The organism is Serratia surfactantfaciens (assembly GCF_001642805.2).
Lineage (GTDB): Bacteria > Pseudomonadota > Gammaproteobacteria > Enterobacterales > Enterobacteriaceae > Serratia > Serratia surfactantfaciens.
Genome location: NZ_CP016948.1, coordinates 3,246,663 through 3,269,215, shown reverse-complemented (window position 1 = coordinate 3,269,215; position 22,553 = coordinate 3,246,663). Strand labels below are relative to the sequence as shown.

19 protein-coding genes are annotated in these 22,553 nt (G+C 62.3%); 16 read left to right on the top strand and 3 right to left on the bottom strand.

What is annotated here, in order from left to right:
- The first annotated feature begins 6 nt into the window (after window positions 1-6).
- The 11 genes from ATE40_RS15385 (at window position 7) to ATE40_RS15335 (ending at window position 13,440) form a co-directional block, all read left to right on the top strand.
- A complete protein-coding gene (locus ATE40_RS15385) occupies window positions 7-1,629 on the top strand; it encodes an NAD+ synthase (protein ID WP_019452332.1) in 1,623 nt (540 codons plus the stop codon).
- Between the two features lie 11 nt (window positions 1,630-1,640).
- A complete protein-coding gene (gene glnB / locus ATE40_RS15380) occupies window positions 1,641-1,979 on the top strand; it encodes a nitrogen regulatory protein P-II (RefSeq protein ID WP_004847623.1) in 339 nt (112 codons plus the stop codon).
- Window positions 1,980-2,195: 216 nt separating this feature from the next.
- Window positions 2,196-3,119 (top strand): LysR substrate-binding domain-containing protein, encoded by a 924-nt coding sequence (locus tag ATE40_RS15375; RefSeq protein WP_019452333.1) that lies wholly within the window; start codon window positions 2,196-2,198, stop codon window positions 3,117-3,119.
- A gap of 115 nt (window positions 3,120-3,234) precedes the next feature.
- Entirely contained in the window at window positions 3,235-4,698 is a 1,464-nt protein-coding gene (locus ATE40_RS15370; protein WP_025159549.1) for a gamma-aminobutyraldehyde dehydrogenase, read from the top strand.
- Between the two features lie 72 nt (window positions 4,699-4,770).
- Window positions 4,771-5,925 (top strand): putative ABC transporter substrate-binding protein YdcS, encoded by a 1,155-nt coding sequence (gene ydcS, locus ATE40_RS15365; RefSeq protein ID WP_063919900.1) that lies wholly within the window; start codon window positions 4,771-4,773, stop codon window positions 5,923-5,925.
- 53 nt (window positions 5,926-5,978) lie between these two features.
- Complete coding sequence (locus tag ATE40_RS15360) at window positions 5,979-7,007, top strand: ABC transporter ATP-binding protein (RefSeq protein ID WP_019452336.1); 1,029 nt, start codon at window positions 5,979-5,981, stop codon at window positions 7,005-7,007.
- Window position 7,008: 1 nt separating this feature from the next.
- The gene (locus ATE40_RS15355) at window positions 7,009-7,953 is read left to right on the top strand and encodes an ABC transporter permease (protein WP_019452337.1); all 945 of its coding nucleotides are present in this window, start codon (window positions 7,009-7,011) and stop codon (window positions 7,951-7,953) included.
- Window positions 7,943-8,749, top strand: coding sequence for an ABC transporter permease (locus tag ATE40_RS15350; protein ID WP_016929774.1), 807 nt, complete (start codon window positions 7,943-7,945; stop codon window positions 8,747-8,749). The genes ATE40_RS15355 and ATE40_RS15350 overlap by 11 nt, the downstream gene beginning before the upstream one ends.
- 35 nt (window positions 8,750-8,784) lie before the next feature.
- A complete protein-coding gene (gene patD, locus ATE40_RS15345; RefSeq protein WP_019452338.1) occupies window positions 8,785-10,209 on the top strand; it encodes an aminobutyraldehyde dehydrogenase in 1,425 nt (474 codons plus the stop codon).
- A gap of 139 nt (window positions 10,210-10,348) precedes the next feature.
- Window positions 10,349-12,259 carry an NAD(P)-binding protein gene (locus ATE40_RS15340; protein WP_063919899.1) on the top strand — a complete coding sequence of 637 codons (1,911 nt, stop codon included), beginning with the start codon at window positions 10,349-10,351 and terminating at the stop codon, window positions 12,257-12,259.
- On the top strand, window positions 12,256-13,440 hold the full coding sequence (locus ATE40_RS15335) for a c-type cytochrome (protein WP_063919898.1): 1,185 nt from the start codon (window positions 12,256-12,258) through the stop codon (window positions 13,438-13,440). The genes ATE40_RS15340 and ATE40_RS15335 overlap by 4 nt, the downstream gene beginning before the upstream one ends.
- A 37-nt stretch (window positions 13,441-13,477) precedes the next feature.
- On the opposite strand, the gene hmpA is transcribed toward ATE40_RS15335, so the two are convergent.
- Entirely contained in the window at window positions 13,478-14,668 is a 1,191-nt protein-coding gene (gene hmpA / locus ATE40_RS15330) for an NO-inducible flavohemoprotein (RefSeq protein ID WP_019452341.1), read from the bottom strand.
- A 356-nt stretch (window positions 14,669-15,024) separates the two neighbouring features.
- Here hmpA and glyA point away from each other — a divergent pair, with 356 nt between their 5' ends.
- Together glyA and ATE40_RS15320 are read left to right on the top strand one after the other, a co-directional pair.
- Window positions 15,025-16,278: a serine hydroxymethyltransferase gene (gene glyA / locus ATE40_RS15325; RefSeq protein ID WP_004941389.1), complete on the top strand. Its 1,254-nt coding sequence runs from the start codon at window positions 15,025-15,027 to the stop codon at window positions 16,276-16,278.
- Window positions 16,279-16,434: 156 nt separating this feature from the next.
- Window positions 16,435-17,580, top strand: coding sequence for a 3-phenylpropionate MFS transporter (locus ATE40_RS15320; protein WP_019452342.1), 1,146 nt, complete (start codon window positions 16,435-16,437; stop codon window positions 17,578-17,580).
- Between the two features lie 6 nt (window positions 17,581-17,586).
- Here ATE40_RS15320 and csiE read toward each other — a convergent pair whose 3' ends face one another.
- Window positions 17,587-18,852, bottom strand: a complete 1,266-nt coding sequence (gene csiE, locus ATE40_RS15315) for a stationary phase inducible protein CsiE (RefSeq protein WP_063919897.1) — start codon at window positions 18,850-18,852, stop codon at window positions 17,587-17,589.
- A 181-nt stretch (window positions 18,853-19,033) separates the two neighbouring features.
- Here csiE and ATE40_RS15310 point away from each other — a divergent pair, with 181 nt between their 5' ends.
- Together ATE40_RS15310 and ATE40_RS15305 are read left to right on the top strand one after the other, a co-directional pair.
- On the top strand, window positions 19,034-19,669 hold the full coding sequence (locus ATE40_RS15310; protein ID WP_063919896.1) for a DUF1007 family protein: 636 nt from the start codon (window positions 19,034-19,036) through the stop codon (window positions 19,667-19,669).
- On the top strand, window positions 19,660-20,682 hold the full coding sequence (locus tag ATE40_RS15305) for a nickel/cobalt transporter (RefSeq protein WP_063919895.1): 1,023 nt from the start codon (window positions 19,660-19,662) through the stop codon (window positions 20,680-20,682). Before ATE40_RS15310 ends, ATE40_RS15305 begins: the two co-directional genes overlap by 10 nt.
- A gap of 56 nt (window positions 20,683-20,738) precedes the next feature.
- Here ATE40_RS15305 and suhB read toward each other — a convergent pair whose 3' ends face one another.
- Complete coding sequence (gene suhB, locus ATE40_RS15300) at window positions 20,739-21,542, bottom strand: inositol-1-monophosphatase (protein ID WP_004941400.1); 804 nt, start codon at window positions 21,540-21,542, stop codon at window positions 20,739-20,741.
- 119 nt (window positions 21,543-21,661) lie between these two features.
- Between suhB and trmJ the strand changes: the two genes are divergently transcribed.
- The gene (trmJ, locus tag ATE40_RS15295; protein ID WP_019452346.1) at window positions 21,662-22,396 is read left to right on the top strand and encodes a tRNA (cytosine(32)/uridine(32)-2'-O)-methyltransferase TrmJ; all 735 of its coding nucleotides are present in this window, start codon (window positions 21,662-21,664) and stop codon (window positions 22,394-22,396) included.
- Window positions 22,397-22,553: the final 157 nt, after the last annotated feature.

The window sequence follows — 22,553 nt, the reverse complement described above, 5'->3', positions numbered from 1 at the left end:
ACACAAATGAGCAGATCACTTTCCATCGCCCTGGCCCAGTTGAACCTGCTGGTCGGCGACATTGAAGGCAACACCGAACGCATGTTGCAAATCGTGCAGGAGCAGCAGAAGGCGGGAGCCGATCTGGTCATGTTCACCGAACTGGCGCTGTCCGGTTATCCGCCGGAAGATCTGCTGTATCGCAATGACTTCTACCAGCGCTGCGATGCGCAGCTGCTGCGCCTGCAGCAGGCCTCCGCCGAGACGGCGATCCTGGTCGGCCACCCGTGGCGCGAAGGCGACAAGCTGTACAACGCGCTGTCGCTGTTCGCCGAGGGCCGCCTGCTGACCCGCTACTTCAAGCAGCAGTTGCCGAACTACGGCGTGTTCGATGAGAAGCGCTATTTCCACGCCGGCAACGACACCTGCGTGGTGGAGCTGAAAGGCTACCGTCTGGGGCTGCTGATCTGCGAAGATCTGTGGTTCCCTGAGCCGATCGACGCCGCCAAGGCGGCCGGTGCGGAGATTATCCTGTCGATCAACGCCTCGCCGTATAACCGCGAAAAGCCGTATATCCGCAAAACGCTGATGGCCGGCCACTGCCAGCGCACTCAGCTGCCGCTGGTGTACCTCAACCAGGTCGGCGGCCAGGATGAGCTGATCTTCGACGGCTGCTCCAAGGTCTTCGACGCCGCCGGCACCATGACTCACCGTCTGGCGGCCTTCGACGAGCAGGTGACCCGCCTGGAATTCAACGATCTGGCCGTGGTGCCGATGGCCGATCCGGCCGCTGAGCTGCCGCAGCTGGCGCAGGTGTACCAGGCGCTGGTGCTGGCGGTGCGCGACTACGTGACCAAAAACGGCTTTAAAGGCGCTGTGCTGGGCCTGTCCGGCGGCATCGACTCGGCGCTGACGCTGGCGATCGCCGTGGATGCGCTGGGCAAAGACAAGGTGCAGGCGCTGATGATGCCGTTCCGCTATACCGCGGATATCAGCATCGCCGACGCCAAAGAAGAGGCGGAAATCCTTGGCGTGGAGTTCGATATCGTCTCCATCGAGCCGATGTTCGATGCCTTTATGGGCCAGCTGTCGCCGATGTTCGCCGGCACCGAGCGCGACACCACCGAAGAGAACCTGCAGGCGCGTTGCCGTGGAGTGGTGCTGATGGCGCTGTCCAACAAACGCCGCAGCATCGTGCTGACCACCGGCAACAAGAGCGAAATGGCGGTGGGTTACGCCACGCTGTACGGCGATATGGCCGGCGGTTTCGACGTGCTGAAAGACGTGCCGAAAACGCTGGTGTTCAAGCTGTCTGAATACCGTAACACCGTCTCCTACGTGATCCCGCAGCGGGTGATCGATCGTCCGCCGTCCGCCGAGCTGGCGCCGGATCAGGTCGATCAGGACAGCCTGCCGCCGTACGATATCCTGGATGCGATCCTGGAAGGTTACGTCGAGCGCGACAAGTCGGTCGCCGATCTGGTGGCCGAAGGGTTCGACGAAGCGATCGTGCGCAAGGTGATCCGCCTGGTGGACATCAACGAATACAAGCGGCGTCAGGCCGCCGTCGGGCCGCGCATCACCGCCCGTAACTTCGGCAAAGACCGCCGCTACCCCATCACATCCGGTTTTGGCCGCAAAAATTGGTAAAGGGAAAGAAGATGAAAAAGATCGACGCGATTATCAAGCCGTTCAAACTGGATGACGTCCGCGAAGCGCTGGCCGAAGTGGGCATCACCGGCATGACGGTCACTGAAGTCAAAGGCTTCGGCCGCCAAAAGGGCCACACCGAGCTGTACCGCGGCGCCGAATACATGGTCGATTTTCTGCCTAAGGTGAAGATCGAGATCGTGGTTGCCGACGACATCGTCGACACCTGCGTGGAAACCATCATGCAAACCGCGCAGACCGGCAAGATCGGCGACGGCAAAATCTTCGTCTTCGACGTGGCGCGCGTGGTGCGCATCCGTACCGGCGAGCAGGACGAAGAAGCGATCTGATCCTCGCAAGGGTCCTCGGCCATCAGGGCGCAGCATGCTGCGCCCTTGTCATTTCTGTTCCCCGCACATCGCACTTCTTCGCCTCATTGTTTCCCCCATTTTTGCCTGTTGGCATTCTAAAAAAGCGAACGCTATCGCGTTTTTGATACTTTTCCCGATCGCTTCATGGCCGGCGTCTACACTCAACGCAATGTTTTTGCTTGAGGAATCACCCCCATGATGACGTTACGCCAAATCCGCCACTTCATCGCCGTGGCGGAAACCGGGTCGATCTCCGCCGGCGCCCAGGCGGTGTTTGTCTCCCAGTCTTCACTGACGCTGGCGATCCAGCAGCTGGAAACCGAGATCGGCGTGCGGCTGTTCGATCGCCACGCCAAGGGCATGACGCTGACCCATCAGGGGCACCAGTTCTTGCGCCAGTCGTATCTGATCCTGGCGACGGTGGACAACGCCAAGCGCAGCCTGCAGATCGGCACCGAGAGCCTGACCGGCAAGCTGACCGTCGGCGTCACCAGCCTGGTGGCCGGTTACTTCCTGGTGGAACTGCTCACGCGCTTTAAATCGGCCTATCCCAACGTCACCGTGCAGGTGGTTGAAGACGAGCGCCCGTATATCGAGCATCTGCTGGTCAGCGGCGAGATCGACATCGGCGTGCTGATCCTGTCGAACATCGAAGACCGCGATGCGCTGCAGACCGAGGTGCTGATGCACTCGCCGTATCGCCTGTGGCTGCCGCCGTTGCACCCGCTGCTGGATCACGAGAGCATCAGCCTGGCGGACGTGGCCAAACAGCCGCTGATCCAGCTCAACGCTGATGAAATGGACGTGCACGCGCGGCGCATCTGGTCGCGCGCCGGGTTGAAGCCGGAGATCGCCATGAAAACCGCCTCGACCGAGGCGGTGCGTAGCCTGGTGGCGGCGGGGATGGGGGTGTCTATCCTGCCGGACATGGCGTACCGCGCCTGGTCGCTCGAGGGCAACATGATCGAGGCGCGCAAGCTGGACGATCTGCTGGAGCCGCTGGATATCGGGCTGGCGTGGCGGCGCGGCAGCGCGCGGCCGGAGCTGGTGACGCCGTTCCTGACCATTGCGCGCGAGAACGGCAGCAAACACGCCGCTGGGCTTAAGCATTCGATTTAATCGAACGCGGCGTTCAGTATTTAGAATTTGTTGCCCGCCAGAGGCTCGCTTAGGCTGATTAAAACTAACTTATTCACATTTGGTTAACGTTTTTGTCACTTAGGGGCGTCAGGCGATGGCAGATGTGCAGGTTCTCTCAGGTTTGTCCTGTCAGCAGTTCATTAACGGTCAGCTTGTCGACGGCGAAGGCCAGCAGGAGTGCATTGTCAATCCGGCCAACGGCGAGACGCTGATCGCCCTGACCGAAGCCTCTGCGGCGCAGGTCGGCAGCGCGGTGAAAGCCGCGCAGCAGGCGTTCGGCCACTGGTCGCGCACCACGCCAGGCCAGCGCGCCGCCTTATTGCTGCGCATCGCCGACGCCATCGAGCGGCAGGCGCCGCAGCTGGCGCAGCTGGAAGCCCTCAACTGCGGCAAGCCGCTGCATCAGGCGCTCAATGACGATCTGCCGGCGGCGGTCGACGTGTTCCGCTTCTTCGCCGGCGCGGTCCGCACGCAGCAAGGGCAGCTGGCCGGCGAGTATGTGCCGGGACACACCTCGATGATCCGCCGCGATCCGGTCGGCGTGGTGGCCTCGATCGCCCCCTGGAACTATCCGCTGATGATGGCGGCGTGGAAGATCGCGCCGGCGTTGGCGGCGGGCAATACCGTGGTGTTTAAACCCTCCGAACATACGCCGCTGACCATTCTGGCGCTGGTGCCGGCGCTGCAGGAGATCCTGCCGCCGGGCGTGCTGAACATTGTCTACGGCGGCGGTGAAGGGGTCGGCAGCCAACTGGTAGGGCACCCGCAGGTGCGGCTGGTGTCGGTCACCGGCGATATCGTCACCGGGCAAAAAATTCTTCAGGCGGCGGCCAAAAGCGTCAAGCGCACCCACCTGGAACTGGGGGGCAAGGCGCCGGTGATCGTCTGCGACGACGCCGATCTCGACGAAGTGGTCAACGGCATTCGCACCTACGGCTATTACAACGCCGGCCAGGACTGCACCGCCGCCTGCCGCATCTACGCGCAGGCCGGCATCTATCCCAAACTGGTGGACGCGCTGGGCGAGGCGGTCGCCAGCCTGCGCTTCGCCCGCAAGCGCGATCAGGACAACGAGATCGGCCCGTTGATAAGTAGCCGCCAGCGCGATCGCGTCGCCAGCTTCGTCGAGCGGGCGCTCAGCCAACCGCATATCGAATTGATCACCGGTGCCGCGGCCCACTCCGGGCCGGGGTTCTATTACCAGCCGACCCTGCTGGCGGGCTGCCTGCAAAGCGACGAAATCGTGCAGCGCGAGGTGTTCGGCCCGGTGGTCAGCGTCACGCGCTTCGAGCACCTGGAGCAGGCGGTCGAGTGGGCCAACGACTCGGAATACGGGCTGGCTTCGTCGGTGTGGACGCAAAATATCGACAGGGCGCTGCACATCGCCGCCCATCTGCAGTACGGCAGCACCTGGATCAATACCCATTTCACCTTGGCGAGCGAGATGCCGCACGGCGGCCTGAAACGCTCCGGCTACGGCAAGGATCTGTCCAGCGATTCGCTGCAGGATTACAGCGTTGTCAGGCACGTTATGGCGAAGTTCAAAGCCAGCTTCTAACGGTTATATCAAGAAAATCAGGCGGCAGCCGTTCCCTGCCGCACACCGATAAGCAACACAGGGGTAATTACGATGGGAAAAACTACCGCAGTCACCACCACCGTCTCCGCGCTCTGCCTCACCGTGCTGTGCGGCCTGGCCCAGGCGGCCGATCTGCCGCAGTCGCTGGGCAAAGGCGAAGGCCGGCTGGATATCATCGCCTGGCCCGGCTACATCGAACGTGGCCAGTCGGATAAAAACTACGACTGGGTCACCCAGTTTGAAAAGCAAACCGGCTGCGCGGTGAACGTGAAGACCGCCGCCACCTCCGATGAAATGGTCAGCCTGATGGCCAAGGGCGGCTACGATCTGGTGACCGCCTCCGGCGACGCCTCGCTGCGTCTGATCTTCGGCAAGCGGGTGCAGCCGATCAACACCGCGCTGATCCCGAACTGGAAGAACATCGATCCGCGCTTGCTGAACGGCGCCTGGTACACCGTGGACGGCAAAACCTACGGCACGCCGTACCAGTGGGGGCCGAACCTGCTGATTTACAACACCAAAACCTTCCCGACGCCGCCGGACAGCTGGGCGGTGATCTTCCAGCAGCAGAACCTGCCGGACGGCAAGAGCAACCAGGGGCGGGTGCAGGCTTACGACGGCCCGATCTACATCGCCGACGCGGCGCTGTTCCTGAAGGCCACCCAGCCGCAGCTCGGCATCAGCGATCCTTACCAGCTCAACGAAGAGCAGTACCAGGCGGCGCTGAAACTGCTGCGTAGCCAGCACGCGCTGATCCACCGCTACTGGCACGATACCTCGGTGCAGATGAGCGACTTTAAAAACGAAGGCGTGGTGGCCTCCAGCGCCTGGCCGTATCAGGCCAACGCCCTGAAGGGCGAAGGGCAGCCGATCGCCACCGTGTTCCCGAAAGAGGGCGTGACCGGCTGGGCGGACACCACCATGCTGCATGCCGACGCCAAACACCCGAGTTGCGCCTACCAGTGGATGAACTGGTCTCTGGAGCCGAAGGTGCAGGGCGACGTGGCGGCCTGGTTCGGTTCGGTGCCGGCTTCGCCGGCGGGCTGCAAGGCCAGCGCGCTGCTGGGTGAGAAGGGCTGCGAAACCAACGGCTTTAACCAGTTCGACAAAATCGCCTTCTGGAAAACGCCGCAGGCGCAGGGCGGCAAGTTCGTGCCGTACAGCCGCTGGACCCAGGATTACATCGCCATCATGGGCGGCCGCTAAGCCGCGGGGCGCAGCCCGCTGCGCCCGATTTACATCAGTATGGAGCACAGAAAATGACCATTGCCGTGCAATTCATCGATGTTTCGCGGACTTTCGGCGATGTTCGCGCCGTGGATCGGGTATCCATCGACATTCAGGACGGGGAATTCTTCTCCATGCTCGGGCCGTCCGGTTCGGGCAAAACCACCTGCCTGCGCCTGATCGCCGGCTTTGAACAGCTCACTTCCGGCTCGATTCGTATCCACGGCCAGGAAGCTGCCAACCTGCCGCCGTACCAGCGCGACGTGAACACCGTGTTTCAGGATTATGCGCTGTTCCCGCACATGTCGGTGCTGGAAAACGTCGCCTACGGCCTGATGGTGAAGGGCGTCGCCAAACGCGAGCGGCTGGCGCGGGCGCAAGAGGCGCTGGAGAGCGTGGCGCTCGGTTTCGTCGCCGAACGCAAGCCGGCGCACCTGTCGGGCGGCCAGCGGCAGCGCGTGGCGTTGGCGCGCGCGCTGGTCAATCGGCCGCGGGTGCTGCTGCTGGACGAACCGCTCGGCGCGCTGGATCTCAAGCTGCGCGAGCAGATGCAGGGCGAGCTGAAGAAGCTGCAGCGCCAGCTGGGCATCACCTTTATCTTCGTCACCCACGATCAAAGCGAAGCGCTGTCGATGTCCGATCGGGTGGCGGTGTTCAATAACGGCCGCATCGAACAGGTGGATACGCCGCGCGAGCTTTACATGCGGCCGAAGACGCCGTTCGTTGCCGAGTTCGTCGGCACCTCCAACGTGGTGCGCAGCGAGCTGGCGCAGCGTCTGCTCGGCGAAAGCCGGACCTTCTCGATCCGGCCGGAACATATCCGCCTGCTGGAGCAAGGCGGCGCGGCGCAGGACGAGATCCAGGTGCAGGGCACGCTGCAGGAAATCCATTACCAGGGCGCGGCCACGCGGTATGAGATCGCGCTGAACGGCGGCGAAAAGCTGCTGGTCAGCCAGGCCAATCCGCAGTGGATCGCCGCAGGGCAACAGCGGCAGATCGGCCAGCCGATTGTCGCCTGCTGGCCGCGCGCGGCGATGGTGCCGCTGCTGGAGGAGAGGTGAGATGGACATGAGCATCGATTCCCCCTCGGCGCGCGGCGGTAGCGTGCGCGCGCTGTCGACCTGGCTTTATCGCCGGCCGACGTTGTACCTGCTGCTGTTGCTGGTGCCGCCGCTGCTGTGGTTTGGCGCGGTGTACCTCGGTTCGCTGCTGACGCTGCTGTGGCAGGGTTTTTACACCTTCGACGATTTCACCATGGCGGTGACGCCGGATCTGACTTTCGCCAACCTGGCGGCGCTGTTCAACCCGGCCAACTACGACATCATCCTGCGCACGCTGACCATGGCGGTGCTGGTGTCGCTGGCCAGCGCGGCACTGGCGTTCCCGATCGCCTATTACATGGCGCGCTACACCAGCGGCCGCGTCAAAGCGTTCTTTTACATCGCGGTGATGATGCCGATGTGGGCCAGCTATATCGTCAAAGCCTATGCCTGGACTCTGCTGTTGGCGAAAGACGGCGTGGCGCAGTGGTTCCTGCAGCACCTGGGGCTGGAGCCGCTGTTGGCTTCGCTGCTGACGGTGCCCGGCGTCGGCGGCAACACGCTGTCGACCTCGGGCCTGGGGCGTTTTCTGGTGTTCGTCTATATCTGGCTGCCGTTCATGATCCTGCCGATCCAGGCGGCGCTGGAGCGCCTGCCGCCCTCGCTGCTGCATGCCTCGGCGGATTTGGGCGCCCGGCCGGCACAGACCTTCCGTCACGTCATTTTGCCGCTGGCGGTACCGGGCATCGCCGCCGGGTCGATCTTCACCTTCTCGCTGACGCTGGGCGACTTTATCGTGCCGCAGCTGGTGGGGCCGCCGGGCTATTTCATCGGCAGCATGGTGTACGCCCAGCAGGGCGCGATCGGCAATATGCCGATGGCCGCGGCCTTTACGCTGGTGCCGATCGTCCTGATCGCCATCTACCTTTCCATCGTCAAACGTCTGGGGGCCTTCGATGCACTCTGAACGCGCGCCCTTAGGGCTGAAGCTGGCCGCCTGGGGCGGACTTGTCTTCCTGCATTTCCCGTTGGCGATCATCGCCATCTACGCCTTCAACACCGAGGACGCAGCCTTCAGCTTCCCGCCGAAGGGCTTCACGCTGCATTGGTTTAACGTCGCCGCCGGACGGCAGGACATCATCGATGCGGTGCTGCTGTCGGCGCAGATCGCCTGCCTGGCGACCGCCATCGCGCTGGTGCTCGGCACCCTGGCGGCGGCGGCGCTCTATCGGCGCGATTTCTTCGGCAAGGACAGCATTTCGCTGCTGCTGCTGCTGCCGATCGCGCTGCCGGGGATCGTCACCGGCCTGGCGTTGCTGGCGGCGTTCAAGGCGCTGAACATCGAGCCGGGCATCCTGACCATCGTCGTCGGCCATGCGACTTTCTGCGTGGTGATCGTGTTCAACAACGTCATCGCCCGGTTCCGCCGCACCTCATACAGCCTGATCGAGGCTTCGATGGACCTCGGCGCCGACGGGTGGCAAACCTTCCGCTATGTGATCCTGCCGAACCTCGGCTCGGCGCTGCTGGCCGGCGGCATGCTGGCATTCGCGCTGTCGTTCGATGAAATCATCGTGACCACCTTTACCGCCGGCCACGAGCGCACGCTGCCGCTGTGGCTGTTGAACCAGCTCGGTCGCCCGCGCGACGTGCCGATCACCAACGTGGTGGCGCTGTCGGTGATGCTGTTGACCATGCTGCCGATCCTCGGCGCTTACTACCTGACCAAAGGTGGGGAAAGCGTCGCCGGCAGCGGCAAATAATTTCCTTACCCGACCTCTGATAAAAGGATAACCCTATGCAAAGCCAACTGTTGATTGACGGCCAACTGGTGAATGGCCAGGGCGCGACCCAGCCGGTGTATAACCCGGCGACCGGCGAAGTGATCGCGCAGGTGGCGGAGGCCAGCCCGGAGCAGGTCGATCGCGCGGTGCTGGCGGCAGACGCCGCGTTCGCCGCCTGGGGGCAAACCACGCCGAAAGAGCGCGCCGAGCATCTGCTCAAGCTGGCGGATCTGATCGACGAGCATGCCGAGACCTTCGCCAGGCTGGAGTCGCTCAACTGCGGCAAGCCTTATCACTGCGTGCTGAACGACGAGCTGCCGGCGGTGGCCGACGTGTTTCGCTTCTTCGCCGGTGCCAGCCGCTGCCTGACCGGCATGGCGGCCGGCGAGTATCTGGCCGGGCACACCTCGATGATCCGCCGCGATCCGCTCGGCGTGGTGGCCTCGATCGCGCCGTGGAACTACCCGCTGATGATGGCGGCCTGGAAACTGGCGCCAGCGTTGGCGGCGGGCAACTGCGTGGTGATCAAGCCTTCGGAGCAGACGCCGCTGACCACCTTCAAACTGGCCGAACTGGCCGCCGGGTTGTTCCCGCCGGGCGTGCTCAACGTGCTGTTCGGCCGCGGCGCCAGCGTCGGCGATCGGCTGACCGGGCATGACAAGGTGCGCATGGTGTCGCTGACCGGGTCGATCGCCACCGGCGAGCACATCATCGCCCACACCGCCGCCGGCATTAAACGCACCCATATGGAGCTGGGCGGCAAGGCGCCGGTGCTGGTGTTCGACGACGCCGATTTGCAACAGGTGGTGGAAGGCATTCGCGGCTTCGGGTTCTACAACGCCGGGCAGGATTGCACCGCCGCCTGCCGCATCTACGCGCAGAAAAGCATTTATCCCGAGCTGGTGAAGCGGCTGGGCGAGGCGGTGGCCAGCCTGAAGATCGGCGCGCCGGACGATGAGAGCACCGAACTGGGGCCGTTGATTACCGCCCAGCATCTGGAGCGGGTCGCCGGTTTCGTCGAGCGAGCCAAAGCGTTGCCGCACGTGCAGGTAGTGACCGGCGGCGAGAAGGTGAAGGGGCCGGGCTACTATTTCCAGCCGACGCTGCTGGCCGGCGCGCGCCAGGAAGATGAGATCGTGCAGCGCGAAGTGTTCGGCCCGGTGGTGACGGTGACGCCGTTCGACGACGAAGAGCAGGTGCTGGCCTGGGCGAACGAATCCAACTACGGGTTGGCCTCGTCCGTGTGGACCCGCGACGTGGGCCGCGCGCATCGCTTAAGCGCCCGCCTGCAATACGGCTGCACCTGGGTGAACACCCACTTCATGCTGGTGAGCGAGATGCCGCACGGCGGCCAGAAACTGTCCGGCTACGGCAAGGATATGTCGATGTACGGGCTGGAGGATTACACGGCCATTCGTCATGTGATGTTCAAACATTGATTTTACAATAATTATCCGCACAATAGCGCGGCCTTTGGGCCGGCCCCGGCCGGCCGATGATAATAATATTCCCCTATGCATTTCAGGCGGCAACGCCGCAATTTGACGTGCGACGGGGAAAAATTGAAAGGAAGCCTATATGGGTATCACCCGACGCGATTTTCTCAACGGGGTGGCGATCACCATCGCCGCCGGGTTGACGCCGCTGCAAATCCTGCGCGCGTCACCGCAAACCGCCAATCAAACCCTGTACTACCCGCCGGCGCTGACCGGGCTGCGGGGCAACCATCCGGGCTCGTTCGAGCATGCGCATCAGCTGGGGCGCGACGGAAAAACCTTTGACTTCGGCAGCGTGCCCGCCGTTGAAGAGTTCGATCTGGTGGTGGTGGGCGCCGGCATCAGCGGCCTGGCGGCCGCCTGTTTCTGGCAGCAGCTGAAGGGCGAGCAGCAGCGTATTCTGCTGATCGACAACCATGACGACTTCGGCGGCCACGCCAAGCGCAACGAATTCAACAGCGACGACGGCATGTTGCTCGGCTACGGCGGCAGCGAATCGCTGCAGTCGCCGCGTTCCAACTTCAGCCCGGTGGCGATGGGGCTGCTGCGCAAGATCGGCGTCGATATCGATCGGTTGGAGCAGGCTTTTGACACCAATTTCTATCCGGATCTGAACCTGAGCCGCGGCGTTTATTTCGATCGCAAAAACTTCGGCGTCGATAAGGTGGTGAGCGGCGATCCGGGCCGCACGGTGGCGGACGACATTCCGCGCGATCGCCTCAACGGGCGGCCTTACGCAGAGTTCATCGGCGATTTCCCGCTGCCGGAAAGCGACCGCCAGGCGCTGATCGCGCTGCATACGGTGGAGAAAGATTATCTGCCGGAGATGACGCTGGAGCAGAAGGTCGAATGGCTCGACACCCACAGCTACACCCAGTTCCTGCGTGAGAAGGTTGGGCTGAGCGAGCTGGCGATCCGCTACTTCCAGCAGACCACCAACGATTTCCAGGCGGTGGGCATCGACGGCACCTCGTGCAGCGATGCGCGCATCTGCGATCTGCCGGGCCTCGGCGGCATGAATCTGCCGCCGCTGGACGAAGAGTCGCAGGCGGATCTCGACGATCCTTATGTGTTCCATTTCCCGGACGGCAACGCCACGCTGGCGCGCCTGATGGTGCGCAATCTGATCCCGGCGGTGGCGCCGGCCGGCAAGGACATGGACGACGTGGTGCTGGCCAAATTCGACTACAGCCAGCTCGATCGGCCGGAGTCGCCGGTGAAGCTGCGTTTGAACAGCACCGGGCTGCACGCGGCCAACGTCGGCGACAAGGTGGAAGTCACCTATATGACCGGCGAGAAGATGACCAAAGTGCGCGCGGGCCAGGTGGTGATGGCCGGCTACAACATGATGATCCCGTATCTGGTGCCGGAGATGTCGCACGAGCAGCAGGAGGCGTTGAAGCAGAACGTCAAGTCGCCGCTGGTGTACAGCAAGGTGGTGATCCGCAACTGGCAGCCGTTCATCAAGCTGGGCGTGCACGAGATCTACTCGCCGGCCGCACCGTACAGCCGCGTGAAGCTGGATTATCCGGTGAGCATGGGCGGCTATCAGCATCCGCGCGATCCGGATCGGCCAATCGGCCTGCATATGGTGTATGTACCGACGCTGCCGGGCAGCGGCCTCAGCCCGGGTGAGCAGTCGCGCAAAGGGCGCGCGCTGCTGCTGGGCACGCCGTTTGAGGTACACGAGCAGATGATCCGCGAACAGCTGCAGGGCATGCTGGGCGAGGCCGGTTTCGATCATCAGCGCGATATTCAGGCGATCACCGTCAACCGCTGGTCGCACGGTTACTCCTACTTCCTCAACGGGCTGTTTGACGACGAAGAAGAAGCCAAGAAAATCATCGAAACGGCGCGGCAGCCGATCGGCAAGATTGTTATCGCCAACTCCGATGCTGACTGGAGCCCGTACGCTAACTCGGCGATCGACCAGGCGTGGCGCGCGGTTAACGAACTGGCCTACGGCAAGGTTGCCGCCAAGGAGGGTGCATGAGTCTGCGTTCGCTGTACCTGTTGAGCCTGCTGGCGGCCGGCGGTTCGGCCCAGGCGATGTCGGCCGGGGAATACGTCGCCAAAGCCGGCGACTGCACCGCCTGCCACACCGCGCCGGGCGGCGCTGAACTGGCGGGCGGCATGAAGTTCCCGACGCCGCTCGGGGCCATCTACGCCACCAACATCACGCCGGACAAGCTGCACGGCATCGGCGCCTATTCGTTCGAGGAATTCGATCGCGCCATGCGCCAGGGGGTGGCCAAAGACGGTCACCGGCTCTACCCGGCGATGCCGTACACCTCGTACGCCAAAATGAGCGCGGAAGACATGCGTGCGCTGTATGACTATCTGATGAACGAGGTGCCGGCACAGAACGTCGCCAACCGCGCCAGCGACATTAGTTGGCCGCTGTCGATGCGCTGGCCGCTGGCGGTGTGGAACCAGCTGTTCCACGACGACCAGCCGTATCAGGCGGATCCGCAGCAGAGCGCCGAGTGGAACCGCGGCGCCTACCTGGTGCAGGGTGCCGGCCACTGCGGCAGCTGCCACACGCCGCGCGGCTGGGCGATGCAGGAGAAGGGGCTGGATGGCAAGGAAACAGTGTTCCTGAGCGGCGCCGAACTCGACGGCTGGTACGCTTCCAATCTGCGCGGCCTGCCGCCGGAAGAGGTGACGGCGCTGCTGAAAACCGGCCGCAGCCGCCATGCGGCGGTCGCCGGGCCGATGAGCGAGGTGGTGACCCACAGTACGCAGTACCTCAGCGACGGCGATCTGAACGCCATCGCGGTGTACCTGCGCAGCCTGGCACCGGAAAGCGCCGCCAAACCTGCCTCATCTGCTGCGCAGGCGGATAATCCGGGCGGCAAGGCGACCTATGCGATGTACTGCTCGACCTGCCACGGCAACCAGGGCGAGGGCACCGACTTCGCCATTCCGGCGCTGGCGGGCAACGCCACGGTGACGGCGGACAATCCGCTGACCGCGCTGCGGGTGGTGCTGGAAGGGGCGCATACGCCGACCACGCAACAGGCGATGGCGTTCGACATGCCGGCTTACGGCTGGGCGTTGAACGATCGGCAAGCGGCCGATCTGATGAGCTATCTGCGGGGAAGCTGGGGCAACCAGGCGGCGCCGGTGACGGTACAGCAGGTGCAGGACGCGCGCAAACTGCAGGAGAAATGAAGGGGGAGCGCGGTCTGACGGCCGCGCTCCGCAAGCATTACAGCACCTTATGCGGGCCGAAGCATTCGTAGTGGATGCGTTCGGCCTCTACGCCCATCTCCAGCAGCTGTTTCCCCACAAACTGCATGAAGGCTACCGGGCCGCAGAAGTAATAGTGCATCTGCGGATCGGCCAGGCTGCCCCGCAGCGCGCTCAAATCCATCAATCCGCGGCTGTGGTAATCGCGGCCTTCCACGTCATCGGCGCCCGGCTCGCGGTACCACACATGGCGGCTCAGATTCGGCATGCGCCCGGCAATATCCGCCACTTCATCGGCAAAGGCGTGCACGTCGCCGTTTTCCGCCGCGTGCAGCCAGTGGACCTGCGCCTGATGCTGGTTGTCGTGCAGGGTGTTGAGCATGCCGAGCATCGGGGTTTGGCCGACGCCGGCGGAGATCAGCGCCACCGGCGTAGTCGGCGCCACGTCGAGGAAGAAGTCGCCGTGCGGCGGGGCGATGTAGATCACGTCGCCTTCCTGCGCCTGCTGATGCAGGTAGTTGGACACTTTACCCTGATCTTCACGCTTTACCGCGATGCGGTAGAACTCGCCGTTCGGCGAGGTGGTCAGCGAGTACTGGCGAATTTCCTGATGCTCCAGGCTGTCGTGCTTGATGTAGACCGCCAGATACTGCCCCGGTTTGAAGTCCGCCACCCGGCCGCCGTCCACCGGCGCCAGCACGAAGCTGCAGATCACGTCGCTCTGCGGCTGTTTCTTCAGGATGCGGAATGCGCGCAGATCGCGCCAGCCGCCGTTATCGGCTTCGCTCTGCTGATAAATCTGCTCTTCACGCTGAATAAACACGTTGGCCAGCACGCCGTAGGCTTTGCCCCAGGCGTCCAGCACTTCCTGACCCGGGCTGAACATCTCGTCCAGCGTTGCCAGCAGGTGGCCGCCGACGATGTTGTACTGCTCCGGCTGAATATTGAAGCTGGTGTGCTTCTGCGCGATGCGCTCCACCGCCGGCAGCAGCGCCGCCAGGTTCTCGATGTTGGCGGCATAGGCGCAGATGGCGTCGAACAGCGCCTGACGCTGATCGCCGTTGCGCTGATTGCTCATGTTGAAAATGTCTTTCAATTCCGGGTTGTGCGCGAACATGCGATCGTAAAAGTGGGCGGTCAGCTTCGGCCCGGTTGCAGCCAGCAGGGGAATGGTGGATTTCACGGTGGCGATGGTTTGGCTATCCAGCATGGGAGCGCTCCTTGGGTTGGCTCTTGACGAGAATTTTAATGATGTATTTTAAATGCATCTTATTGGGTTCCGCGTCGCTTGTAAATGCCCTTGTTTTCGTTGCGGTGTTCTTCAGGCGTCGATCGTGTTCACAGAACATGAAAAAAGCGCATTGTTCGCATGAGGAAATGTCCGTTGATAAACGGGGACATTTCGCGGATCAAAGCCTTGCGCTGCCTTATGCCAATCGTTTGCGTAAAAACCTCTGTCAAGACCTATCTTCGGTGGGGGGAAACGGTTTACACTGTGGCCCAGAACCCAAACGGGTAGTTATTTGGTGATTTTTTAGTTAGCTGATTTAAGTCAGGAGATGCCGGATGTTAAAGCGTGAAATGAACATTGCCGATTACGATGCTGAACTGTGGCGCGCCATGGAGCAGGAAGTGGTGCGTCAGGAAGAGCACATCGAGCTGATCGCGTCTGAGAACTACACCAGCCCGCGCGTGATGCAGGCTCAGGGTTCCCAGCTGACCAACAAATACGCTGAAGGCTATCCGGGCAAGCGTTACTACGGCGGCTGTGAATACGTGGATATCGTTGAACAGCTGGCTATCGATCGCGCCAAAGAATTGTTCGGCGCCGATTACGCCAACGTGCAGCCGCACTCAGGCTCCCAGGCTAACTTCGCCGTGTACACCGCGCTGCTGCAGCCGGGCGACACCATTCTGGGCATGAACCTGGCGCACGGCGGTCACCTGACCCACGGTTCCCCGGTCAACCTGTCCGGCAAGCTGTATAACGTGGTGCCTTACGGCATCGACGACAAAGGTCAAATCGACTATGACGATCTGGCCAAACAGGCGCAGACCCACAAGCCGAAAATGATCATCGGCGGCTTCTCCGCTTACTCCGGCGTGGTTGACTGGGCCAAAATGCGCGAAATCGCCGACAGCATCGGCGCTTACCTGTTCGTCGACATGGCGCACGTGGCGGGCCTGATCGCCGCCGGCGTGTACCCGAACCCGGTGCCGCACGCGCACATCGTCACTACCACCACCCACAAAACCCTGGCGGGTCCGCGCGGCGGCCTGATCCTGGCGAAGGGCGGCGACGAAGAGCTGTACAAGAAGCTGAACTCTGCCGTGTTCCCTGGCGGCCAGGGCGGCCCGCTGATGCACGTGATCGCCGGCAAGGCGGTGGCGCTGAAAGAAGCGATGGAGCCTGAGTTCAAGGTTTACCAGCAGCAAGTGGCGGTCAACGCCAAGGCGATGGTGGAAGTGTTCCTGCAGCGCGGCTACAAAGTGGTCTCCGGCGGCACCCATAACCACCTGTTCCTGCTGGATCTGGTCGACAAAAACCTGACCGGTAAAGAAGCTGACGCTGCCCTGGGCCGCGCCAACATCACCGTCAACAAAAACAGCGTGCCGAACGATCCGAAGAGCCCGTTCGTCACCTCCGGCGTGCGTATCGGCACCCCGGCCGTGACTCGTCGCGGCTTCAAAGAAGCCGACGTGCGCGAGCTGGCCGGTTGGATCTGCGATGTGCTGGACAACATCAACGATGAAGCCACCATCGAACGCACCAAGAAGAAAGTGCTGGATATCTGCGCCCGCCTGCCGGTTTACGCCTAATCCCGCTTTCGCCTGAAAAAACCCGCTGCGGCGGGTTTTTTTATGGCCGCTTGCGGCAAACTGTGAACTGTTTGGCACTCTAATGCATTGAAGTGGAATGAAGATTGCCGGGCGGTGTGAGCTCTGTCAAAGTATTGCCCTCACACCGGAGGGATCATGGTTCTGCAATCAACGCGTTGGCTCGCTCTCAGTTATTTCACCTACTTCTTTTCCTATGGCATCTTCTTACCGTTCTGGGGCGTGTGGCTGAAAGGCGAGGGCATCGCGCCCGAAACCATCGGCATTTTACTCGGCGCCGGTCTGGTGGCCCGCTTCCTCGGTAGCTTGCTGATTGCTCCCCGCGTTAAAGATCCCTCTCATCTGGTCTCCGCCCTGCGCCTGTTGGCCCTGTTGACGTTGGCCTTCGCGGTCGGTTTCTGCTTCGGCAACGGTTGGGGTTGGCTGATGCTGGTGATCGCCGGTTTCAACCTGTTCTTTTCGCCGCTGGTGCCGCTGACCGACGCCCTGGCCGCCACCTGGCAGAAGCAAATCCGCATGGACTACGGCCGGGTGCGGCTGTGGGGGTCGCTGGCGTTCGTCATCGGCTCGGCGCTGACCGGGCAACTGGTGGCGGTGTGGGGCCATAACGCCATTCTCTACAGCCTGATCCTCAGCGTGCTGGCGATGCTGCTGGGCATGCTGTTGAAGCCGAACGTTATGCCGCAGGGTGAAGCGCGCACGCACAGCGGGGACGAGCGTTCGCTGTGGGCGCTGCTGAAAGAAGGGCCGGTCTGGCGCTTCCTGCTGTGCGTCACGTTGCTGCAGGGGGCGCATGCCGGCTACTACAGCTTTGGCTCCATTTACTGGCAGGAGGCCGGTTATTCGGCCTCGACCATCGGCTACCTGTGGTCGCTGGGCGTGGTGGCGGAGGTGATTATTTTCGCCAGCAGCAACGTGCTGTTCCGCCGCTGGAATGCGCGCAACCTGCTGTTGCTCTCCGCCTGCTGCGGCGTGTTGCGCTGGAGCCTGATGGCCTACAGTACCGAACTGGGCTGGTTGCTGCTGATTCAGATCTTGCACTGCGGCACCTTTACCGTGTGCCACCTGGCGGCGATGCGCTTTATCGCCGCGCGTCAGGGGCAGGAGGTGATCCGGCTGCAGGCGGTGTATTCGGCGTTGGCGATGGGCGGCGGTATCGCCGTCATGACGGTGATCGCCGGGTTCCTGTTCGAACATTGGCAGGGCGGGGTATTCTGGGTGATGGCGGCGGTCGCGGCGCCGGCCTTGTTCATCCGGCCACCGGCGGTCAGCGTCAGCCGTTGATGTTGATTAAGGGGCTTCCAGCAGCGCGCGGATGGCCTCGCGCTGCCGGCTTTCCAGCGGCAGCTCGGTGTAGATCAGCGGTGGGTGCGGAGCGCTGTGCACCGCCGCATAAGGGGTGATCACCAGCGTGACGCCCTGCGGCGCTCCGCCGCGCAGGTAGTCGCCCAGCGGCAGATACTTGATGTTCAGCGGCAGTAGCGTGAGCTCGCGGAGCTGATATTCCACTTCCTCTTCCAACTGCGGGTTATCCAGCGTCAGCAGCAGCACCTGTTTTTCCTGTAGTGCGTTGTCCTGCATCAGCCAGGCACCGAAGCTGATGGCCACCAGGCCCGCTTCCTCGTTGGAAAACTGCACGCCGTACTCCTGTTCCAGCGGCTTCAGCGCATCCTGCGTGGTGCGCATCAGCCGCGGGTATTTACGCACCACTTCTTCCAGCAGCATATTGTCAATGCCGATGGCGAAACGGCAGCGCTCCAGCGCCGGCGCCAGGTGGGCGAACAGCTGGCTGACCAGCTCCGCTTTGCTGCTGAAAGCCATGCCGGAAAGCTGCTGGAAACGCACGACCATGCTGTCGATTGCCGCCATCAGCCGCTGTTCTTGCGCCGAGTCATCGCTGTGGTAGCTGTGATTTTTCAACATGGTGAAGGTCAGCGCCAGAAAATCGCGCTCGTCCGCGTGCGGCGGCTGGTTAAACAGCCGGTTGCAGGCCTGATGTAGCCAGGCGGCGGCTTGCTGCTCCGGCTTTTGCCGCAGCCAGTCGCGTTGAACGGCGTCGAAACGCGGATGGCGCTGCAGGCGGTTTTGCCAGGCGCAGTAGAGCAGGTAATGCAGCAGGAATTGGCGGTCGCGCGCGTCGAAGTGGCGGTTGAGCAGCGGTTCGCAGGCGTCTATCGCTTGAGCCAGCTGCGACGCCGACCCGGCATCGGCCGCCAGCGCCAGCCGCAGGCGCGGGGCGAAGTCGCTTTCGACGAACTGCGGGCTGCAACGCAGGGCCCGCCGCAGCCAATGGATCAGGCACAGGCGTTGATCGAGCGCGCTGCCCCGCAGTTGGTAGCCATGGTCGGGATCGACGGCGATCTCCAGATGGTGGAAACGCTGGATTTCACTGGCCACCTCGGCTATATCTTGCCGGGTTATCGGGGGGGTGACGCCATTGATTCGGCTTAAGGTCTCCAGCTGTAACTCGGGCTCCGGCGTGTACAGCATCAGCAGCAGATGACAGCGCCGTTGTTGTCCGGAGAGCTCAGGCACGGGAGAGGTGTCCAGGCTCATATCACCTTCCGGCATATAAGGTTGCGATTATGCCTAAGCATAGCAAAAGGCTTTGTAACGTCAGGATGACAGCGCGGCTTTTACTTCGGCTTACAACTTTCGTCACAAATATTGCCGGGAGCGGCAGACCGTTCGGCAGTTATTTGTGTTACGTTATAACAAATGCAGGTAAGACAGGATAATGATGAAGTTACGTCGTCTTTTGGCTGCCCTCGGCGCCGTGTTCAGCGCTGGAGCGGCCGCTCATCCGCACAGCTTTATCGACATGAACACCACCTTCGTCGCCAAAGACCAGCGGCTGGTCGGCCTGAAAATGGTGTGGGTGATGGATGAAATCACCTCGGCGGATCTGCTCTACGATGCGAAAAACGCCAAGAGCGATTCGGAAGTGTGGAAAAAGCTGGCGGCGGAAGTGATGGCCAACGTGCTGGGGCAGCACTATTTCACCGATCTTTATCGTGACGGCAAGCCGGTGAAATACCTGAACTTGCCCAGCGAATATCACCTGTCGCGCCAGGGCAACCAGGCGGTGTTGGAGTTCGTGATGCCGTTGGCCGAGCCGCAGCCGTTGGCGGGCAAGCCGTTTCAACTTTCTACTTACGATCCGACTTATTTCGTGGATATGACCTATAAAGACCAAAATGCGCTGCATCTGCCGCCGGAGATGGCGCAGCAGTGCAGTTACAAGCTGATGACGCCGAAGCCGAATGCGTCGCTGCAGGCCTATGCGCTGTCGCTCGACAAGAACGACTCGCCCGGCGAAGACCTGGCGCTGGGGCAACAGTTTGCCCAGCGGGTGACGCTGCAATGTCGCTAAATTTCTCTCCGCCGACGACAAGCCGACGCCACTGGGTCTTTGGCCTGTGGCCGCTGCTGCCGTTCACGCTGGCGCTGACGGCCGCCGCGCTGCTGGCGTGGCACTACTGGCCGCAGCTGCTGATGCAGAGCGTGGTATGGCAAAAAGCGCTGCATCAACAGATGGCGGGGCTGTTGCAGCAGGTGAAGGCCGCGCCGCAGCAGGCCGGGCTGGCGCTGATGCTGTTCAGCCTCGGTTATGGCGTTTTGCATGCGCTTGGGCCCGGCCACGGTAAAGTGGTGATCGCCACCTATCTGGCCACCCACCCGGCGCGGCTGAAAAGTAGCCTGAAGCTGACCTTCGCCGCGTCGCTGGTGCAGGGGCTGGTGGCGATCGCGCTGGTGACGTTGATGTTGGTGGTGTTGCAGCTCTCTTCGCGCCAGCTGCACCAAAGCAGCTTTTGGCTGGAGAAGGGCAGTTTTATTCTGGTGATGCTGCTTGGCGCGCTGCTGAGTTGGCGCGCGCTGAAACGTCTGTTTGCGGCGATCAAAGCGATGCGCCCGGCGCCGGCGCTGCGCATCAACAGCCTGACGCCGCTGGCGGCGGATCATGTGCACAGCGCCGACTGCGGCTGCGGGCACCGGCATCTGCCGAGCGACAGCGAGCTACAGGCGGGGAGCGACTGGCGCACCCGAACCGCCATCGTGCTGGCGATGGGCATGCGCCCCTGCTCGGGGGCGATTTTGGTACTGCTGTTCTCCAAGGTGATCGGCGTGTTCGGCTGGGGCGTGCTTTCCGCGCTGGCGATGGCATTCGGCACATCCTTGACCATTTCCATGCTGGCGCTGCTGGTGCATTACAGCCGCCGGCTGGCGGTGCGCCTCAGCCGTTCGCGCGCACCCGCCGCCTGGAGCGCGGTAGCCTGGGGCTCGCTGGCGCTGGCCGGTGGCCTGATCCTGCTGGCCGCCGGGCTGCTGCTGTACGTCAGCGCGCAGCCGGAATTCGGCGGCGGCATCCGCCCCTTCTCTCGCTAACGGGCATAAAAAAAGCGCTGCATCGGCAGCGCTTTTTTTCGATTCGCTTCTGACGATTAACGCTTCAGCGCTTCGCTCAGTTCTTCACGCATGGTGGCCAACATGGCTTTCACCACGCGCGGGTTGCCCGCTACCACGTTGCCGGAGCTGAAGTGGTTGTGGCCGCCGACGAAGTCGGTCACCAGGCCGCCGGCTTCACGCACCAGCAGCTCGCCCGCAGCGAAGTCCCACGGCTTCAGGCCGATTTCGAAGAAACCGTCTACGCGGCCGGCGGCCACATAGGCCAGATCCAGCGCGGCGGAACCGGTGCGGCGGAAGTCCGCGCACTGGGTGAACAGTTTGCCGACGATGTTGATGTAAGGCGTAGCGTGCTGTTTGACTTTGAACGGGAAGCCGGTCGCCAGGATGGTGCCATCCAGATCTTTGGCGTTGGTACCGCGCAGGCGGTAACCGTTGAGCTGTGCGCCCTGGCCGCGAGTGGCGGTGAACAGTTCGTTGCGCATCGGATCGTAAACCACGGCCACTTCAGTACGGCCTTTGATGCGTACGGCGATGGAAACGGAGAAATGAGGGAAGCGTTTGATGAAGTTTGCAGTGCCATCCAGTGGATCGATCACCCATTGTACATCGCGATCTTCGCCGATCAGTTCGCCGCGCTCTTCGCTCACGATGCTGTGTTGCGGATAAGACTTGCGGATGACGTCGATGATCAGATGCTCTGCATCGCGATCGACGTTGGTGACGAAGTCGTTGGTCCCTTTCTGGCTCGCTTCTACAGCGTCAGGGGTTTCGTAGTTTTTGGCAATCAGGTTACCGGCCTTGCGCGCAGCGCGCACGGCGATAGTCAGCATCGGATGCATGGGTATCTTCCAACTAGGATGTTAAAGAACAGGAAACGGCGCGAAGTATAGCAGCTGTTCGGCAAATTGCCTACGGCTGTGTTAAGATGCTGCGATTTTCCGCCACGCTCAGAGTTTGTATGCTGCACAATATCCGCATTGTTCTGGTAGAGACTTCACATACCGGCAACATGGGCTCGACCGCCAGAGCCATGAAAACCATGGGTTTAACCAACCTTTATCTGGTTAATCCGCTGATCAAACCCGATTCTCAGGCCATCGCCCTGGCCGCCGGTGCCAGCGACGTGATCGGCAACGCCACTATCGTCGATACCCTCGATGACGCCATCGCCGGCTGCAGCCTGGTGGTGGGTACCAGCGCGCGCTCCCGCACCTTGCCGTGGCCGATGCTGGAGCCGCGTGAATGCGGCGTGCGTTCGGTGCACGAAGGCGAGCACGCGCCGGTGGCGCTGGTGTTCGGCCGTGAACGCGTCGGGCTGACCAACGATGAATTGCAGAAGTGCCACTACCACGTCGCCATTCCGGCCAACCCGGACTACAGCTCGCTGAACCTGGCGATGGCGGTGCAGATCCTGGCGTACGAAGTGCGCGTGGCTTACCTCGATCGCCAACAGGCGGGCGCGCCGCAGCTGGAAGAGACGCCGTATCCGCTGGTGGATGACCTCGAGCGCTTCTATCAGCACCTGGAGCAGACGCTGCAGCGCACCGGCTTTATTCGCCCGTCCCATCCGGGCCAGGTGATGAACCGCCTGCGTCGGTTGTTCACCCGCGCGCGCCCGGAAGGGCAGGAGCTGAATATCCTGCGCGGCATGCTGACGTCGATCGAGAAACAGGACAAACATCAAGGTAATTAATTGATGCGGCGTAACGGTGGGCGACAATAGTATTAGTTATCCAAAGGTTATAACATGTATTTTATATACCTTTGTTCTTGCTAAGTACAAAACGTGCTAATACTTGAGTTAATTACTAGGTTAAATAGTTGACTGATTTACTCAGGAATGTCAGACT

What these genes read in the sequence shown, in the direction of transcription:
- ATE40_RS15385 (WP_019452332.1), top strand. Translation starts at nt 7, where the DNA reads ATGAGCAGATCACTTTCCATCGCCCTGGCCCAGTTGAACCTGCTGGTC.
- glnB (WP_004847623.1), top strand. Translation starts at nt 1,641, where the DNA reads ATGAAAAAGATCGACGCGATTATCAAGCCGTTCAAACTGGATGACGTC.
- ATE40_RS15375 (WP_019452333.1), top strand. Translation starts at nt 2,196, where the DNA reads ATGATGACGTTACGCCAAATCCGCCACTTCATCGCCGTGGCGGAAACC.
- ATE40_RS15370 (WP_025159549.1), top strand. Translation starts at nt 3,235, where the DNA reads ATGGCAGATGTGCAGGTTCTCTCAGGTTTGTCCTGTCAGCAGTTCATT.
- ydcS (WP_063919900.1), top strand. Translation starts at nt 4,771, where the DNA reads ATGGGAAAAACTACCGCAGTCACCACCACCGTCTCCGCGCTCTGCCTC.
- ATE40_RS15360 (WP_019452336.1), top strand. Translation starts at nt 5,979, where the DNA reads ATGACCATTGCCGTGCAATTCATCGATGTTTCGCGGACTTTCGGCGAT.
- ATE40_RS15355 (WP_019452337.1), top strand. Translation starts at nt 7,009, where the DNA reads ATGGACATGAGCATCGATTCCCCCTCGGCGCGCGGCGGTAGCGTGCGC.
- ATE40_RS15350 (WP_016929774.1), top strand. Translation starts at nt 7,943, where the DNA reads ATGCACTCTGAACGCGCGCCCTTAGGGCTGAAGCTGGCCGCCTGGGGC.
- patD (WP_019452338.1), top strand. Translation starts at nt 8,785, where the DNA reads ATGCAAAGCCAACTGTTGATTGACGGCCAACTGGTGAATGGCCAGGGC.
- ATE40_RS15340 (WP_063919899.1), top strand. Translation starts at nt 10,349, where the DNA reads ATGGGTATCACCCGACGCGATTTTCTCAACGGGGTGGCGATCACCATC.
- ATE40_RS15335 (WP_063919898.1), top strand. Translation starts at nt 12,256, where the DNA reads ATGAGTCTGCGTTCGCTGTACCTGTTGAGCCTGCTGGCGGCCGGCGGT.
- hmpA (WP_019452341.1), bottom strand. Translation starts at nt 14,668, where the DNA reads ATGCTGGATAGCCAAACCATCGCCACCGTGAAATCCACCATTCCCCTG.
- glyA (WP_004941389.1), top strand. Translation starts at nt 15,025, where the DNA reads ATGTTAAAGCGTGAAATGAACATTGCCGATTACGATGCTGAACTGTGG.
- ATE40_RS15320 (WP_019452342.1), top strand. Translation starts at nt 16,435, where the DNA reads ATGGTTCTGCAATCAACGCGTTGGCTCGCTCTCAGTTATTTCACCTAC.
- csiE (WP_063919897.1), bottom strand. Translation starts at nt 18,852, where the DNA reads ATGAGCCTGGACACCTCTCCCGTGCCTGAGCTCTCCGGACAACAACGG.
- ATE40_RS15310 (WP_063919896.1), top strand. Translation starts at nt 19,034, where the DNA reads ATGATGAAGTTACGTCGTCTTTTGGCTGCCCTCGGCGCCGTGTTCAGC.
- ATE40_RS15305 (WP_063919895.1), top strand. Translation starts at nt 19,660, where the DNA reads ATGTCGCTAAATTTCTCTCCGCCGACGACAAGCCGACGCCACTGGGTC.
- suhB (WP_004941400.1), bottom strand. Translation starts at nt 21,542, where the DNA reads ATGCATCCGATGCTGACTATCGCCGTGCGCGCTGCGCGCAAGGCCGGT.
- trmJ (WP_019452346.1), top strand. Translation starts at nt 21,662, where the DNA reads ATGCTGCACAATATCCGCATTGTTCTGGTAGAGACTTCACATACCGGC.